The sequence below is a fragment of the Brevibacterium siliguriense genome (genome assembly GCF_900105315.1).
In the GTDB taxonomy this organism is placed as follows: domain Bacteria; phylum Actinomycetota; class Actinomycetes; order Actinomycetales; family Brevibacteriaceae; genus Brevibacterium; species Brevibacterium siliguriense.
The window spans coordinates 3,829,746-3,846,031 of the sequence record NZ_LT629766.1 but is presented as its reverse complement, the minus strand read 5'-3'; the positions used below and the strand labels follow the sequence as shown (position 1 = coordinate 3,846,031).

The following is a 16,286-nucleotide window of genomic DNA, read 5'->3' as shown; positions in this document are numbered from 1 at the left end:
CCGCCTCGGCGTGAACAATTCACCTCGACTTGGGTGAGTTGCTGGTCACATTCTCAGAAACCGGTGGCATCATTCGAGGTAGGAGGGATGCCATGACCATCTTTGAGTCGTCGTCTGAAGTTCCGCTCGGTGTGGAGACCACATATGACTGGCACGCTCGGCCGGGAGCGTTGACTCGCCTCTCGCCACACTGGGCGCAGGAGATCGCCGAAGAGAGCTATCCTCCGATCGCACCGGGCTCGGTGGCGCAGGTGAAGACGAGCGTGCCGGGCACCTACGGACTCGTGCGACGGCCATTCAGCTCAGTGCACTCGGAGGGTCCGTCGCGTTTCTCCTTCGTCGACGAGTTGAAGAAGGGGCCATTGAGCCAGTGGAGGCACACGCACGAGTTCACCTCGGTCGCCGGCGGGACGAAGATCGACGATCACATCGAGTTCTCCATGGCTCCCCAGGGCTTCGACGTCATCGACCGAGGCCTCACCCACTATCTCGAGGCCACCTTCGACGCCCGCCGCAAGCGGATGCTTATGGATATCGACTTCCTCGAGTCCACGAACGCGCCCCTGCTGACGCGGAAGAAGGGCAGACACATCCTCATCGCCGGCGGCAGCGGAATGATCGGACGTCAGGTCGCTGCCCTGTTCTCCACCGCCGGGCATTTCGTCCGACTTCTCGTCCGCGAGACCCCGAAGTTCCCGTACGAGGTGCACTGGAATCCGGATCTGGGAATCCTCAATCCACGGGATCTCGCGTGGGCGGATGCGGTGGTCCACCTCGGTGGGCGATCGATCGCCACTCGGTTCACCAAGCACGCGAAGGACGAGATCTGGTCCTCTCGCATCGACTCGACGAGGCTGCTTGTCGAAACGATGCGCGGTCTGCCCGAAGCCAAACGCCCGGCTGTCTTCGTCTGCGCCTCCGCAGTCGGCTATTACGGGGCGAAAGCCGATGAACCTGTCGATGAAACCGGGCCCGCTGGCGAAGGATTCCTCGCCGAGGTGTGCCGGAAGTGGGAAGAGACAGCAGCCAGTGTCGAGGACGTCGGGATCAGGCGTGTGTCGATTCGAACCGGAGTCGTTCTGAGCTCCTTGGGCGGTCTGCTCAAACTGCAGGCGCCGCTGTTCCTTGCCGGTGCGGGCGGGCGTTTGGGCAGCGGGGAACAAGCCCTGGCATGGATCTCACTAGACGATGTTGCACGGTCCTATGTGCACGCCGTGCTCTATGACTACGTGCGCGGTCCGGTCAATGCGGTCGCCCCAGAGCTTGTCACGCAGGCGGAGTTCGCCGAGGCGCTTGCCGCTCACCTGCGCCGGCCCGCGTGGATCCCGACGCCCGGTTTCATCACCGAGATCATGCTCGGCCGTGACGGGGCGAAGGAACTCGCGCTGGCGGATCAGAGAGTGGTGCCGGAGAAGCTGCAGGAAACCGGCTACCAGTTCGCCCACCCGACCTTGAGTGACTGCTTCGATGAGGAGCTCGGCGGCGGGGCGTGAGGTGCCCGGTGATCGGCGTTTGGTCGCTCTAATCTGATTCAGTCGACTCGTCTGGGGACCACTCCGAGGGGCGAAGCCTGAGATAGTGGCGGACAGTCGCCGCTGCCAGTAGAGCAGCCAATGACGCGAAGACCATCGGCGGAATAGTTGACGGCACGGTGCGTCCGGTGGATTCGAACCACGACATCCAAAGAGCGGAGCTGAAAAGCGCACTGCTGAGCCCGGACAGAATATGCAGGTACTCGATCATCTCTTTCCGAAGGAAATCTGTTCTGTCCTCGGCGATCCAGAATGCGCCGTTGAAGACGAACGGCGCCGGCCACGCGTGCAGGGGAATTGCTTCATGCAGCGGGGCGAGGAGGAGCCCGCCGGAGATCAGCAGTGCGAGGGGACCTACGACAAACAGCAGGCCGCTCTTCGACGACCTGCCGTCGATGGTTCCGTCGATTCCGATATGGCTCGGCACGGTTTCTGGAGCATAGGCGGCGAACCACAGTATCGTGACCACCAGAACCGCCAGCAGTGCTCCTGCCGCGGTCGCGGCCCATCGGTTTGAACGCGGGGAAGACGTCGAAGCCATCGAATCAGTCTATCAAGATGCGTTGCAACAACGTCCCCTCCGTTCGGCGTGCGAGCCGAGCGGAGGGGACCGGTGTATCTGCTGTTCTGCTGTATCCGCAGTATTGGGTCAGAAGCGCTTCGAGGCGATCTCCGCGCCTTCAGTCAGGGACTGCAGCTTCGCAACGGCGATGTCCGGGTGGACTCGTCCGCCCAGGCCGCAGTCGGTGGAGGCGACGACGTTCTCGGGTCCGACGAGACCAGCGAACCGACCGATGCGTTCGGCGACGAGCTCGGGATGCTCGACGACGTTCGTCGAGTGGGAGACGATGCCGGGAATGATGTATTTGCCTTCGGGCAGCTTCTTCTCTTCCCAGATCCGCCATTCGTGTTCGTGGCGGACGTTTGCGGCTTCGAAGGTGATGCCTGCGGCGTTGATGGAGAGCACCTGGTCGACGATCTCGATGAACGGCAGGTCGGTCACGTGCGGCCCGTGCCACGAGCCCCAGCAGGTATGCACGCGCACCTGGGCCGGGTCGATTCCGCGCAGCGCATGGTTGAGTGCGTCGATGCGGATCTGGATGAACTTCCGGTAGTCGTCGAAAGCCGGCTCCGGGTTGATCTGGTCGAAGTTCTCCGCCAGGGACGGATCGTCGATCTGGACGGTCAGTCCCGCCTCGGTGATGGCGAGGTATTCCTCGCGGAGCACATCTGCCCATGCCCAGATGAATTCCTCGTCACTTGAGTAGTACTCGTTGGCGATCCGGGAGGCCGAACCGGGGGAGAGGGCATTGATGTAACCGGCACGCTCGTCGTAACCTGCGGCGGCCAGACCTGCCTTGAGGTTCGCGACATCACGGTTGACCTGGTCCTGGCCGATGTAGCTGATCGAGCCGGTGGCCTTGGGGAACTGGGGCTGCTGGCCGGTGTCGGTGCCGGCGTCAGCGTCGGAGTAGACCTTGGGGAACAGGTTGCGGTCGCGGCGGTCGCCGAAGCTGGTCAACACCGTCTTTCCGGGTTCGGAACGCACAGCAGGTGCATCCCACTTGTCGACGTCGTCGAGTTCGAGCCCACCGGTGCGGGCAAACGAGTAATGCCACCAGGCACCGTAGTCGAAGTCAGCGGCCATAGCGTGACCGTATTCGCCGTCATTGGGAAGCGAGATACCAAGGTCCTTCTGCCGCTTGACGAGGTCGGTGACGCTGGCGGTCAGCAGTTCGTCGAACTCCTGGGCCTGTTCCTGTGACACGGACTCGCCGGCGAGGCGCGCGGTGTTCTGCGCCTGCTTGACCTTGTTGGCCTCGATGAGTTCAGGGGTGCGGGGTAAAGACCCCGCGTGGGATGTGCGAATCTTCGCCATGACTGGCTCCTTAGCCTTGGACCGATCGTGCAGTGTAACTGCGGCAGGTGCGCCGCAGCATTCTCTCTCAGGCAACCACATTCGCAGTGGTGCATGTGTGGTTGTCGTCATCTAGGGACACGAGGGCAGAGCGAGTTGGCGGCTGTTCTTTCCAGCTGACACTCGTCCAGGTCGGTCGGACGCGGACCGACAGCGAAACGGCCTCTCGGCCTCGAGAGGACCAACTGCAGCTGGTCGTGTCGAGGCCGAGAGGCCGTCTTGCATCAGACTTCGCCGGTCGCGGCTCAGACCGCGGTTTCGGTCACCGCCGCGACGCTGCCGCCGAAGCGGTCGGCCAGCGTACCCTCGTGGGCCTGTCCGAGTTCGTCAAGGCCGATCGAGAAGTGGTCGACGACCTCGAGCGCGGGAGCTCCGTCGCCGGCATCGGTCATGCCGATGCGCACGAACGGGAATCTGCGTGCGGTGCACATGTCCTTGAAGCGGACCTCTTCCGACCGTGGCACTGCGACGATCGCACGCGCTGTCGATTCGGAGAACAGTGCCGTGAACACGTCGATGCCGTCGCGCTCACAGACCTCGTCGAGCCAGATCCGGGCGCCGGTGCCGTAGCGCAGCGACGATTCGACGAGTGCTTGCGACAGCCCACCTTCGGACAGGTCGTGTGCGGCATCGATCATGCCGTCGCGCGAGCAGTTGATGAGGATCTCGCCGAGTTCCTTCTCCGCTGTCGGCTTGTACTGCGGAGGAACCCCGCCGAGGTGGTCGGCCGTGACGTCGGCCCACGCCGAACCGTCGAGCTCCGCCTCGGTGGTGCCGAGCAGATAGATGGTTTGGCCCGGCTCCTGCCAGCCGCTCGGAGTGGCGCGGGTGACGTCATCGAAGACACCGAGCACACCGACGACCGGGGTCGGGTGAATGGCCACTCCGCCGGTCTGGTTGTACAGGGACACGTTGCCGCCGGTGACTGGGATTCCCATGTCCTGGCAGGCGCCTGCGAGGCCTTCGACGGCCTGCGCGAACTGCCACATGATCTCCGGATCTTCGGGGGAACCGAAGTTCAGGCAGTCGGTGACCGCACGCGGAATGGCGCCGGCGGTCGAGACATTGCGGTAGGCCTCGGCCAGAGCCAGTTGGGCGCCGCGCGCCGGGTCGAGGAAGCTGTAGCGGCCGTTGGCGTCGGTGGCGATGGCCACGCCGAGACCGGACTCCTCGTCGACGCGGACGACACCGGCATCATCCGGATAGGCCAGTGCGGTATTGCCCTGGACGTACTTGTCGTACTGCGAGGTGATCCACGACTTCGAGGCGAGGTTCGGCGACCCCGCGAGCTGCAGCATCGTCGACCGCAGCTCATCATCGGACTCGGGCTTCGCCAGGCCAGCGGCTTCAACGGTGTTCGCAGCCACCTCGGCCGTCCATGACGGTTCGGTGAACGGACGGTTGTAGACGGGACCGTCGTGGGCAACCGAGCGCGGGGGCACATCGACGATGACGTCGCCGTGCCATTCGATGACGAGACGATCGGAGTCGGTGACCTCGCCGAGCACGGAGGTCTCGACCTCCCATTTGCCGACGATCGCGAGGAACTCATCGAGGCGGTCGGGACGGACGACGGCCATCATCCGCTCCTGCGACTCCGACATGAGGATCTCTTCGGGGGTGAGCGTCTCATCGCGCAGCAGCACGTCGTCGAGTGCGATGTGCATTCCGCCGTCGCCGTTGGAAGCCAGTTCCGAGGTCGCACAGGAGATGCCTGCGGCGCCAAGATCCTGAATTCCTTCGACGACACCGGCGCGGAAGAGCTCGAGGCAGCATTCGATGAGCACCTTCTCGGCGAAGGGGTCACCGACCTGCACAGCGGGGCGCTTCGACGGCTTCGAATCGTCGAAGGACTCGGACGCGAGGATCGAGGCACCGCCGATGCCGTCGCCGCCGGTACGCGCACCGAAGAGCACAACCTTGTTGCCCAGGCCCGATGCGTTGGCCAAACGGATGTCCTCGTGCCGCATGACGCCGACGGCGAGGGCGTTGACCAGCGGGTTTCCCTGATAGACGGAGTCGAAGACGGTTTCGCCGCCGATATTCGGCAGGCCCAGGGAATTGCCGTAGTTGCTGATGCCCGCAACCACACCGTGGACGACGCGGGCGGTGTCCGGATGGTCGATGGCGCCGAAGCGCAGCTGGTCCATCACTGCGACCGGACGTGCGCCCATGGAGATGATGTCGCGGACGATGCCCCCGACTCCGGTGGCCGCACCCTGGTGAGGTTCGACGTAGCTGGGGTGGTTATGGGATTCGACCTTGAAGGTCACGGCCCAGCCGTTCCCGATGTCGACGACGCCGGCATTCTCACCGATACCCACGAGCAGGTGCTTCTTCATGTCCTCGGTGACCTTGTCACCGAACTTCGACAGGTGGACCTTCGATGACTTGTACGAGCAGTGCTCGGACCACATCACCGAATACATGGCCAGCTCCGCCGAGGTAGGCCGACGTCCGAGGATCGCCTTGATCTTCTCGTATTCGTCGGCCGTGAGACCGAGATCGGCGAAAGGCTGGTCGACGTCGGGGTTCGCCGCTGCGAACTCGACCGTCTCCTTGACCTTCTTCGATGCATTCTGCGGGGAATCGACCTGCGTGGAATCCGCAGAGCTGAGGTTAGACGTCATGTCCTCTTCGGGGCCCTTTCATACGACACGGCACTCACAGCCAATCTTAGCCGTGTCCCTGCGGCGGGGGCGAAGCGCGTCCACGGTTGAACCGCCTCGGGGGCGAGCGGGACGCCCATCCGGCGGCTTCCCCATTGATCGCCGCTGCCTCAACCTGGCGGATGATGGTCCTCGTCACGGCGGGCCGCCTCGGTGAAACCGACGCGCAGAGCCGCCTTAGAATGGGAGTATGGCAACTCCCAAGATCGTCCTGTTCTACGTCTTCACCCCGCTGGCCGACCCCGAAGCCGTCAAGCTGTGGCAGCACACGCTGGCCGAGAGCCTCGGTCTCAAGGGACGGGTGATCGTGTCGAAGGACGGGATCAACGCCACGATCGGCGGGGACATCTTCGACGTCAAGCAGTACGTCCGGGCGACGAAGTCCTATGCACCGTTCAAGGGTGCGGACATCAAATGGTCGAACGGCGAAGGTGATGACTTCCCGCGCCTGAGCGTGAAGGTCCGCGACGAACTCGTCACATTCGGCACCCCGGATGAGATCACGGTGACAGAAGACGGAGTCCAAGGCGGAGGGCAGCACCTCAAGCCGGGGGCCCTGCATAAACTCCTCGACGAACGCGGCGAGGAGGTCGTCTTCTTCGACGGCCGCAATGCGATGGAGGCTCAGATCGGGAAATTCCGGGACGCGATCGTCCCCGATACGGACACCACCCGTGACTTCATCGCCGAGATCGAATCCGGCAAATATGACGACCTCAAGGACAAACCCGTCGTCACCTATTGCACCGGTGGAATCCGCTGTGAGGTCCTTTCCGTGCTCATGAAGAACCGCGGGTTCGAAGAGGTCTATCAGCTCGACGGCGGCATCGTCCGCTACGGCGAGACCTTCGGCAGCTCCGGCTACTGGGACGGCTCGCTGTACGTCTTCGACAAGCGCATGCACGTCGAATTCGGTGACAACGTCGAATCGATCGGGCACTGTGTGTCCTGCGACAAGAAGACCCCAGAGTTCGTCAACTGTGCCAACCTCGAGTGCCGCAAACAGTACCTGCGGTGCACGGATTGCACTGACAAGGGTCTGCAGCCCGACTGCCCCGGCTGCGTCGAGCAGGGAATCCCCGCCGAGGCGGTCGCCGGCTGAACATTGCCGACTGAGTATCGCCGGTTGAATCCCGAGGACGGGCTCACCGGAGCAGGTGCTTCGTCGCCGCCTCGATATCTGTCCACTTGAAGGCGAAACCGGCAGACTCGAGTCTTTCGGGCAGAACCCAACGGCTCTTGAGAACGAGTTCCGACTCCTGCTGCAGGCCGATCATCCCTATCTCCAACAACCAGCGCGGGGCTGGAATACCGAGCGGCATGCGCACCGCTTTGCGCAACGCGGACATCAAGGCGGCATTGTCGGTGACTTGAGGGTTCGAGACGTTGATCGGACCACTGAGATCTGCGTGTGTGTCGATGAAGCGGATCGCGCGCAGGACATCGTCAATGTGGACCCAGCTGAACCGCTGTCGACCGTGAGTCGGCGGATGCCCGTGCCAGACGGTCGGTCCCGAAGCATCAGGGCCTATTCCACGGTAGCGGCGGTGGGGGAACCAGCGTCCTTCGTGCTGCGGGCCACCGGCACCGAACCTCGCTGCGGTGGCAAGCATGTTCAATGCGGCACCGTCGCCGAGTACGATGGCCATCCGCAGCGCCACCCGTCTGGTGGCGGGAAGCGTGCCTGCGAAGAACTCCTTCTCCCATGCCTTCGCGATATCGACGGAGAACCCCTCGCCGATGTCGCCGTTGCCCTCGGTCTGCGGCCGGTCGACCGCGTGCCGGTAGATAGTGGCAGTGCTCGCGTTGAGCCATAGCCGTGGAGGCGCCGAGGCAGCTCTCACGGCGTCATTGAGTGTGCGGGTGGTATCGATCCGGGAGTCCCAGATCTCGTGGCGGTTGGCATCGTTGTATCGGCACCCGACGCTGCGGCCGGCGAGGTTGATGAGCAGATCGCAGTCATCGACGAGATCTGCGATCACCTCCGGGGCATCCCAGGTGGCGTCGGCCCGCGAATGAGAGCGGCCGACGGTCCGCGTCTCGTATCCCCAGGACTTCAGTGCCTTGAGCAGCTCTCCGCCGATGAAACCGGAGGAACCGGCGACCACTGCGATCGGAGCACCAGCCGCAGCCGCAGAAGCTCGCTGTCCGCCCATGGAACGAGTGGGTTCTACGCCGAGGTCCCGGCCGTCCACAGAAGATGTCTCATCCGGCTGAAAGCTCATACAAGGACGCTAACACCTGGCGAAGTCGGGTCGCGGAAAGCGGAAGCGACAGACGTGTGGTGGGTGTCACGTGGGGAAAGTCGGTTTTGGATTTGCGTGGTCGGGTTTGCCTGGTCTAGAGTTATATCTCGTTGCCCCGCCGGAAACACCGTCACTGAGACAGGGTTTCTACCGGGTCTGACCAGGACAAACACGGTTTGATCCGGGGGTCAGAACATCGGGTGGGCAGCGGAAAATGAAACTGATACCCCCAGTGAACATGCTGTTTTTTGTGTGGTGTGGTGATGGGTGTGTGTTTGTGGTTTGAGAATCCAATAGCGTGTTTGTTTGAACAAGTTGTGATGCCAGAACATGTATTTTTCTGGTGAGACAATCACCTGATCGAACATGGTTCACCCTGGTGTGGGTGGTTCTTCGCTGAACCGTCCGCATGTGGTGGGGTGGTCTTCGTGTTTGGTTGGGAGTATTTTTTGGTCAACTGCGATCACCCCGTGGTCGTGTGTTGGCTGTCTTGCTGGGATTCATTCGTAACATAATTTTTTTATGGAGAGTTTGATCCTGGCTCAGGACGAACGCTGGCTGCGTGCTTAACACATGCAAGTCGAACGCTGAAGCCGGGTGCTTGCACCTGGTGGATGAGTGGCGAACGGGTGAGTAACACGTGAGTAACCTGCCCCTGATTTCGGGATAAGCCTGGGAAACTGGGTCTAATACCGGATATGACCATCTGACGCATGTTGGGTGGTGGAAAGTTTTTCGATTGGGGATGGGCTCGCGGCCTATCAGCTTGTTGGTGGGGTAATGGCCTACCAAGGCGACGACGGGTAGCCGGCCTGAGAGGGCGACCGGCCACACTGGGACTGAGACACGGCCCAGACTCCTACGGGAGGCAGCAGTGGGGAATATTGCACAATGGGGGAAACCCTGATGCAGCGACGCAGCGTGCGGGATGACGGCCTTCGGGTTGTAAACCGCTTTCAGCAGGGAAGAAGCGAAAGTGACGGTACCTGCAGAAGAAGTACCGGCTAACTACGTGCCAGCAGCCGCGGTAATACGTAGGGTACGAGCGTTGTCCGGAATTATTGGGCGTAAAGAGCTCGTAGGTGGTTGGTCACGTCTGCTGTGGAAACGCAACGCTTAACGTTGCGCGTGCAGTGGGTACGGGCTGACTAGAGTGCAGTAGGGGAGTCTGGAATTCCTGGTGTAGCGGTGAAATGCGCAGATATCAGGAGGAACACCGGTGGCGAAGGCGGGACTCTGGGCTGTAACTGACACTGAGGAGCGAAAGCATGGGGAGCGAACAGGATTAGATACCCTGGTAGTCCATGCCGTAAACGTTGGGCACTAGGTGTGGGGGGCATTCCACGTTCTCCGCGCCGTAGCTAACGCATTAAGTGCCCCGCCTGGGGAGTACGGTCGCAAGGCTAAAACTCAAAGGAATTGACGGGGGCCCGCACAAGCGGCGGAGCATGCGGATTAATTCGATGCAACGCGAAGAACCTTACCAAGGCTTGACATACACTGGACCGTTCTGGAAACAGTTCTTCTCTTTGGAGCTGGTGTACAGGTGGTGCATGGTTGTCGTCAGCTCGTGTCGTGAGATGTTGGGTTAAGTCCCGCAACGAGCGCAACCCTCGTTCTATGTTGCCAGCACGTGATGGTGGGAACTCATAGGAGACTGCCGGGGTCAACTCGGAGGAAGGTGGGGATGACGTCAAATCATCATGCCCTTTATGTCTTGGGCTTCACGCATGCTACAATGGCTGGTACAGAGAGAGGCGAACCCGTGAGGGTAAGCGAATCCCTTAAAGCCAGTCTCAGTTCGGATCGTAGTCTGCAATTCGACTACGTGAAGTCGGAGTCGCTAGTAATCGCAGATCAGCAACGCTGCGGTGAATACGTTCCCGGGCCTTGTACACACCGCCCGTCAAGTCACGAAAGTCGGTAACACCCGAAGCCGGTGTCCCAACCCTTGTGGAGGGGGCCGTCTAAGGTGGGACTGGTGATTGGGACTAAGTCGTAACAAGGTAGCCGTACCGGAAGGTGCGGCTGGATCACCTCCTTTCTAAGGAGCATACATAGGAACCCCAATGAACCGGCCGTGCGTGTTGGTGTTGGGTGCTCAAGGGTGGAACATCACTTCTTCCGCTCATACCTTCCAGCGTTGTCCGGTGACTGCCGTGTCGACGTTGATTGTTGTATGGGCTAGAACGGACACGTTATTGGGTCCTGGAATCACAAACCCCGCACAGTAGGTGTGGGTGTGGTTTCAACCAACAGGACCAACCCGACTACCGGGCGGCGGCGTGAAGCGGTTGTGTGGTGGTGGGTGTTTGGTAGTGGTTTGAGAATCGTATAGTGGACGCGAGCATCAAATAACACGTGAGTGTTGTTTATGTAATGTGATTTTTCTTGTCATCATCTAGTGAAGGTGAATGAAACAATTTTTCGCGCGCACGTCAGCCAGTCCCTGTGAGGGGTTGGGTGAGTGTGTAAGAGCGCATGGTGGATGCCTTGGCATCAGGAGCCGATGAAGGACGTGGAAATCTGCGATAAGCCTCGGGGAGCCGATAAACAGGCGTTGATCCGAGGATGTCCGAATGGGGAAACCCCGCCACTCGTGAGGGTGGTGACCCGTGTCTGAATATATAGGGCATGTGGGGGGAACGCGGGGAAGTGAAACATCTCAGTACCCGCAGGAAGAGAAAATAACAATGATTCCGGGAGTAGTGGCGAGCGAAACTGGATGAGCCTAAACCTTGTCAGTGTCAAGCGTGCTGGTTTTGCTGGCGGGGTGTTGTGGGGTGTGCATGGTCTGGTTCAGCATGGCTGGTCTGTGATGTGTGTTGGTGTAGTCGAACCTGGTGGGAAACAGGACCGGAGTGGGTGAGAGTCCCGTAGACGAAACGTCAGCCTGTCGCAGTGTGTGCGTTGCCCGAGTAGCACGGAACTCGTGGAATTTCGTGTGAATCTGCCAGGACCACCTGGTAAGGCTAAATACTTCCTGATGACCGATAGCGGATGAGTACCGTGAGGGAATGGTGAAAAGTACCCCGGGAGGGGAGTGAAAGAGTACCTGAAACCATGTGCTTACAATCCGTCAGAGCAGTATCTTGATGACTGTGATGGCGTGCCTTTTGAAGAATGAGCCTGCGAGTTAGCGGTGCGTGGCGAGGTTAACCCGTGTGGGGTAGCCGTAGCGAAAGCGAGTCCGAAGAGGGCGATTCTAGTCGCGTGTCCTAGACCCGAAGCGGAGTGATCTAGCCATGGGCAGGGTGAAGCGTGTGTAAGAGCGCGTGGAGGCCCGCACCCACTTCAGTTGAAAATGGAGGGGATGACCTGTGGTTAGGGGTGAAAGGCCAATCAAACTCTGTGATAGCTGGTTCTCCCCGAAATGCATTTAGGTGCAGCGTTGCGTGGTTCTTGCTGGAGGTAGAGCTACTGGATGGCTGATGGGCCCTACCGGGTTACTGACGTCAACTAAACTCCGAATGCCAGTCAAGGTTCAGCGTGGCAGTGAGACAGTGGGGGATAAGCTTCATTGTCGAGAGGGAAACAGCCCAGACCATCAACTAAGGCCCCTAAGCGTGTGCTCAGTGGGAAAGGATGTTCAGTTGCGAAGACAACCAGGAGGTTGGCTTAGAAGCAGCCATCCTTGAAAGAGTGCGTAATAGCTCACTGGTCAAGTGATTGAGCGCCGATAATGTAGCGGGGCTAAGTACACCGCCGAAGTTGTGGCAGCATCACGTATAGCCGTAATGGTGTGGTGTTGGGTAGGGGAGCGTCGAGTTGCTGGTGAAGCTGCCGTGTGAACGAGTGGTGGAGGCGATTCGAGTGAGAATGCAGGCATGAGTAGCGAAAGACGGGTGAGAAACCCGTCCACCGGATGACCAAGGGTTCCAGGGCTAGGCTAATCCGCCCTGGGTAAGTCGGGACCTAAGGCGAGGCCGACAGGCGTAGTCGATGGACAACCAGTTGATATTCTGGTACCGACACACAACCGACAGTACCAAAACACATGAAACTAACCCTGTGATGATCCCGTCAGGCCTTCGGGTCTGTGGTTGGGTTTGAGTGGGGGACCTGAGTGTGGAGTCGGTAAGCGTGAGGTGTGACGCAGAAAGGTAGCCAGGCCGTGCGATGGTAGTCACGGTCTAAGGTTGTAGCACGTGGGGGTAGGTAAATCCGTCCCCACACAGAGTGTGAGAGCTGATGGGCGCCCCACATGGGTGGGGTGATCTGGTGATCCTCTGCTGCCGAGAAAAGCATCGACGTGAGGGTGTGTGTTGCCCGTACCCTATAACCGACACAGGTGGTCGAGTAGAGAATACTAAGGTGATCGAGAGAATCGTGGTTAAGGAACTCGGCAAAATGCCCCCGTAACTTCGGGAGAAGGGGGACCATCCCGGTGAACTCACCATGCGTGGGGATGTGCTGGTGGTGGTCGCAGAGGCCAGAGAGAAGCGACTGTTTATTAAAAACACAGGTCCGTGCGAAGATGTAAGTCGATGTATACGGACTGACGCCTGCCCGGTGCTGGAAGGTTAAGAGGACCTGTTAACTCGTAAGGGTGAAGCGGAGAATTTAAGCCCCAGTAAACGGCGGTGGTAACTATAACCATCCTAAGGTAGCGAAATTCCTTGTCGGGTAAGTTCCGACCTGCACGAATGGCGTAACGACTTCTCTGCTGTCTCAACCACGAACTCGGCGAAATTGCATTACGAGTAAAGATGCTCGTTACGCGCAGCAGGACGGAAAGACCCCGAGACCTTCACTATAGTTTGGTATTGGGATTCGGTGTGGTTTGTGTAGGATAGGTGGAAGACGTAGAGGCCCTGACGCTAGTTGGGGTGGAGTCGATCGGTGAAATACCACTCTGACCATAGTGGATTCCTGAACTTCGGACCCTGATCGGGTTCAGGGACAGTGCCTGATGGGTAGTTTAACTGGGGCGGTTGCCTCCTAAAGAGTAACGGAGGCGCCCAAAGGTTCCCTCAGCCTGGTTGGCAATCAGGTGTCGAGTGTAAGTGCACAAGGGAGCTTGACTGTGAGACGGACGTGTCGAGCAGGAGCGAAAGCTGGGACTAGTGACCCGGCCATGGCTTGTGGAAGCGTGGTCGCTCAACGGATAAAAGGTACCTCGGGGATAACAGGCTGATCTTGCCCAAGAGTCCATATCGACGGCATGGTTTGGCACCTCGATGTCGGCTCGTCGCATCCTGGGGCTGGAGTCGGTCCCAAGGGTTGGGCTGTTCGCCCATTAAAGCGGTACGCGAGCTGGGTTTAGAACGTCGTGAGACAGTTCGGTCCCTATCCGCTGCGTGCGTAGGAAATTTGTGGAGGTCTGTCCTTAGTACGAGAGGACCGGGACGGACGAACCTCTGGTGTGCCAGTTGTTCCGCCAGGAGCATGGCTGGTTGGCTACGTTCGGGATGGATAACCGCTGAAAGCATCTAAGCGGGAAGCCGGCTCCGAGATGAGATTTCCAACTGACTGTTGTCAGGGGAGGTGTCCTATAGATGATGGGGTTGATAGGCCGGGTATGGAAGCACTGTGAGGTGTGGAGTTGACTGGTACTAATACACCGATCACTCATCAACCACTTTCTTTTTGTTGGGGTTGGTGTGTGTGCGAGTTTGTTTTGTGAGTAGTCTTTTCTAGTTGTGGCTGGAAGAGTTCATGCCCCGTTGTGGGTGTGCATGTTGCATAGGTTTTTTGGTGTTCGCGTTCGCTGTGCGGTTCTTGGACCATTACCGCTGATGACCTTGTGTGGGGTTGTGGTGGTGGTTTGTTGGTTTTGCGGTGGTGATAGTGGTGGGGAAACGCCCGGTTAACCGTTCCGATCCCGGTAGCTAAGCCCATTCGCGCTGATGGTACTGCAACTTGGTGGTTGTGGGAGAGTAAGTGACTGCCGCAATATTCTTTTTGGGGTGATGGCCTCGTCCAGTTTTTGGGCGGGGCCATCACTGTATTCACGAATGAGTGTGTTGGGTGGGTTGTGTGGTGGTTGGTGCTACTTGGCGGGGGCCCAGCTACCTGGCGCGGGGTTGCTGGGCCCCCGTCAGGTAGCAACCAGGGGAGGTGGAGGAAGCGTCGGAGTGCCTCGTGGCTGGTGACATGGAGATCGTTGTCCGTGTGTTCATAGTCGATGGGGTGGTCATCACAGCAGAGTTCTACCCGGTTCGTCGACGGCAACCAAGAGCGGTGTGCTCACGGAGATGCCGCGATTTTCTGGAGGCCATCCGCACAGCAGCGGTTCCCGATCTGCACGGAACCGGCATTGCCCGTTGAATTAATGACGCGTATCCTAGTCCGTAAGTCGGTATATGGTGGTTATTGCACTCATAAGGAGGGTTGATGAGCGTTACACGCCTTGTGGATCGCCGTCTCGCCGAGATTGGAACTTCGATTCGTCGGTGGCGACTCATGCAATCGCTCAAAGCCGTCGAAGTCGCAGAACGGGCCGGCATCTCTCGATCGACGCTGCAGAAGGTTGAACGAGGAGACGCCGGGGTCTCAATCGGGGCAGTTATGTCGGTCATGCAGGCCCTGGGGCAGCTCGACCACGTGTCGGCCTCATTCGATCCAATGAGCACCGATGTCGGAAGACTGCGTTCTGCTGAATCCTTGCCAGACAGGGTTCGTCGATGAGTGAGCAGATCCGGGTCGAGACGGACTATGGCGGAACGGCGGTATTCGTTGGTACGGCGTACTTCCACATTGCAAGGGGACAGATTTCGACGACGTTCAAATATTCCGATGAGTACGCGGGAGCTCGCTGGGCCTATTCCATCGATCCGGAGCTCCCGTTGTCGACAGCTCCATTCAACGTACCCGGTCTGCCAGGTGCATTCGCCGACTGCTCTCCTGACCGGTGGGGTCGTAATCTCGTAGCGAAGGAGCATCGGAGGCAAGTGGCCGAAGGCATCGTTCGTGACCGCCGTCTGACCGACATCGACTTCCTGCTTGGAGTCAGTGATCGCACTCGGCAGGGGGCTCTGAGGTTTCGTCGTACTGTTGACGAGGATTTCCTCAGCCCGACGAGCCGTGTGCCGAAGCTGCTCTCCTTGCCTGAGCTGCAGCGGTCTGCGGATGGGGCCGGAGAAGGGTCGGACCAGGCGGTGAAGCGTCTTCTCGATGCGGGGACAGGGTCTCTGGGTGGCGCGCGCCCCAAAGCATCTGTGGCAGACGATGAAGGCCGGCTGCTGATCGCGAAGTTCTCCCGTCCCGGCGATGAGCGGGACATCATCGCGTGGGAGGGCCTGACGCTCGACCTTGCCCGCAGCGCCGGAATCGACACCTCTGAATCTCGGCTACTGCGCATTGACGAGAGATCCGTGCTTCTTCTGCAGAGGTTCGATCGCACGGCCGACCGTCGAGTCGGATATATGAGCGCGATGACAGCAACCGGGCGTCGGGACGGAGAAGCCGGTGACTATCTCGATATCGTCGAAGCGATCGAAGACCACAGCCGACGCTGGCGCAGCGACTGCGCTGAATTGTTTCGCCGAGTGGCGTTCTCAGTGGCATTGCACAATACGGATGATCACTTGCGTAACCATGGATTCATTCGATCTGACGCGGGATGGCAGCTGAGCCCGGCTTTCGATATCAACCCGGAACCGGAAGCCGCAGTCGAACGGCAGACCGCTATCAACGGCGTCGTGTCCGCGGAGTTCGAGGCCGAAGCGCTGCTCGAGTTCGCCGCTCTCTGCCACCTCTCGAAGCCGACCGCTGTGTCGATGCTGAATGAGGTCGTGAGTGCAGTCGAGGGGTGGAGGGCGCAGGCTGTCGAACGCGGGATCCGACGGGCAGAGATCTCCGAGATGGGGACTGTCATCGACGCGCAGCTTGTACGCCTGCGCAAAGCTATCCGCACGGGCCGCTGAATCGCTCGGTATTCGGGCTCGGCAGTCGAAGAGACTGGGACTCAGCCGGCCTC

The 16,286-nt window shown here is 60.0% G+C and carries 8 protein-coding genes and 3 rRNA genes; 7 read left to right on the top strand and 4 right to left on the bottom strand.

Features of this window, described 5'->3' with window-relative positions; translation table 11 throughout:
• Positions 1-92 precede the first annotated feature (92 nt).
• Positions 93-1,493 carry a TIGR01777 family oxidoreductase gene (locus BLU88_RS17255; protein ID WP_092016680.1) on the top strand — a complete coding sequence of 467 codons (1,401 nt, stop codon included), beginning with the start codon at positions 93-95 and terminating at the stop codon, positions 1,491-1,493.
• A 28-nt stretch (positions 1,494-1,521) separates the two neighbouring features.
• Here the strand turns inward: BLU88_RS17255 and BLU88_RS17250 are convergent, their stop codons facing one another.
• From BLU88_RS17250 to purL, 3 genes are all read right to left on the bottom strand, one after another.
• Positions 1,522-2,073 carry a DUF1648 domain-containing protein gene (locus tag BLU88_RS17250; protein ID WP_092016678.1) on the bottom strand — a complete coding sequence of 184 codons (552 nt, stop codon included), beginning with the start codon at positions 2,071-2,073 and terminating at the stop codon, positions 1,522-1,524.
• 108 nt (positions 2,074-2,181) lie between these two features.
• A complete protein-coding gene (locus tag BLU88_RS17245) occupies positions 2,182-3,411 on the bottom strand; it encodes a cobalamin-independent methionine synthase II family protein (RefSeq protein WP_092016676.1) in 1,230 nt (409 codons plus the stop codon).
• A gap of 284 nt (positions 3,412-3,695) precedes the next feature.
• Positions 3,696-6,080: a phosphoribosylformylglycinamidine synthase subunit PurL gene (gene purL, locus BLU88_RS17240; protein WP_092016674.1), complete on the bottom strand. Its 2,385-nt coding sequence runs from the start codon at positions 6,078-6,080 to the stop codon at positions 3,696-3,698.
• Between the two features lie 229 nt (positions 6,081-6,309).
• Here purL and trhO point away from each other — a divergent pair, with 229 nt between their 5' ends.
• Positions 6,310-7,221, top strand: coding sequence for an oxygen-dependent tRNA uridine(34) hydroxylase TrhO (gene trhO, locus BLU88_RS17235; RefSeq protein ID WP_092016672.1), 912 nt, complete (start codon positions 6,310-6,312; stop codon positions 7,219-7,221).
• A 43-nt stretch (positions 7,222-7,264) separates the two neighbouring features.
• Here trhO and BLU88_RS17230 read toward each other — a convergent pair whose 3' ends face one another.
• Positions 7,265-8,275, bottom strand: coding sequence for an epimerase (locus BLU88_RS17230; RefSeq protein ID WP_092017621.1), 1,011 nt, complete (start codon positions 8,273-8,275; stop codon positions 7,265-7,267).
• A gap of 609 nt (positions 8,276-8,884) precedes the next feature.
• Here BLU88_RS17230 and BLU88_RS17225 point away from each other — a divergent pair.
• The 5 genes from BLU88_RS17225 (at position 8,885) to BLU88_RS17205 (ending at position 16,233) form a co-directional block, all read left to right on the top strand.
• Positions 8,885-10,409: ribosomal RNA gene (locus BLU88_RS17225) — 16S ribosomal RNA — on the top strand.
• Positions 10,410-10,826: 417 nt separating this feature from the next.
• Positions 10,827-13,944: ribosomal RNA gene (locus BLU88_RS17220) — 23S ribosomal RNA — on the top strand.
• Between the two features lie 198 nt (positions 13,945-14,142).
• Positions 14,143-14,261 (top strand): 5S ribosomal RNA (rrf, locus tag BLU88_RS17215).
• The 16S, 23S and 5S rRNA genes sit together here, the layout of an rRNA operon.
• A gap of 440 nt (positions 14,262-14,701) precedes the next feature.
• On the top strand, positions 14,702-14,995 hold the full coding sequence (locus BLU88_RS17210) for a helix-turn-helix domain-containing protein (RefSeq protein ID WP_092016671.1): 294 nt from the start codon (positions 14,702-14,704) through the stop codon (positions 14,993-14,995).
• Complete coding sequence (locus BLU88_RS17205) at positions 14,992-16,233, top strand: type II toxin-antitoxin system HipA family toxin (RefSeq protein ID WP_092016669.1); 1,242 nt, start codon at positions 14,992-14,994, stop codon at positions 16,231-16,233. The genes BLU88_RS17210 and BLU88_RS17205 overlap by 4 nt, the downstream gene beginning before the upstream one ends.
• Positions 16,234-16,286 lie beyond the last annotated feature (53 nt).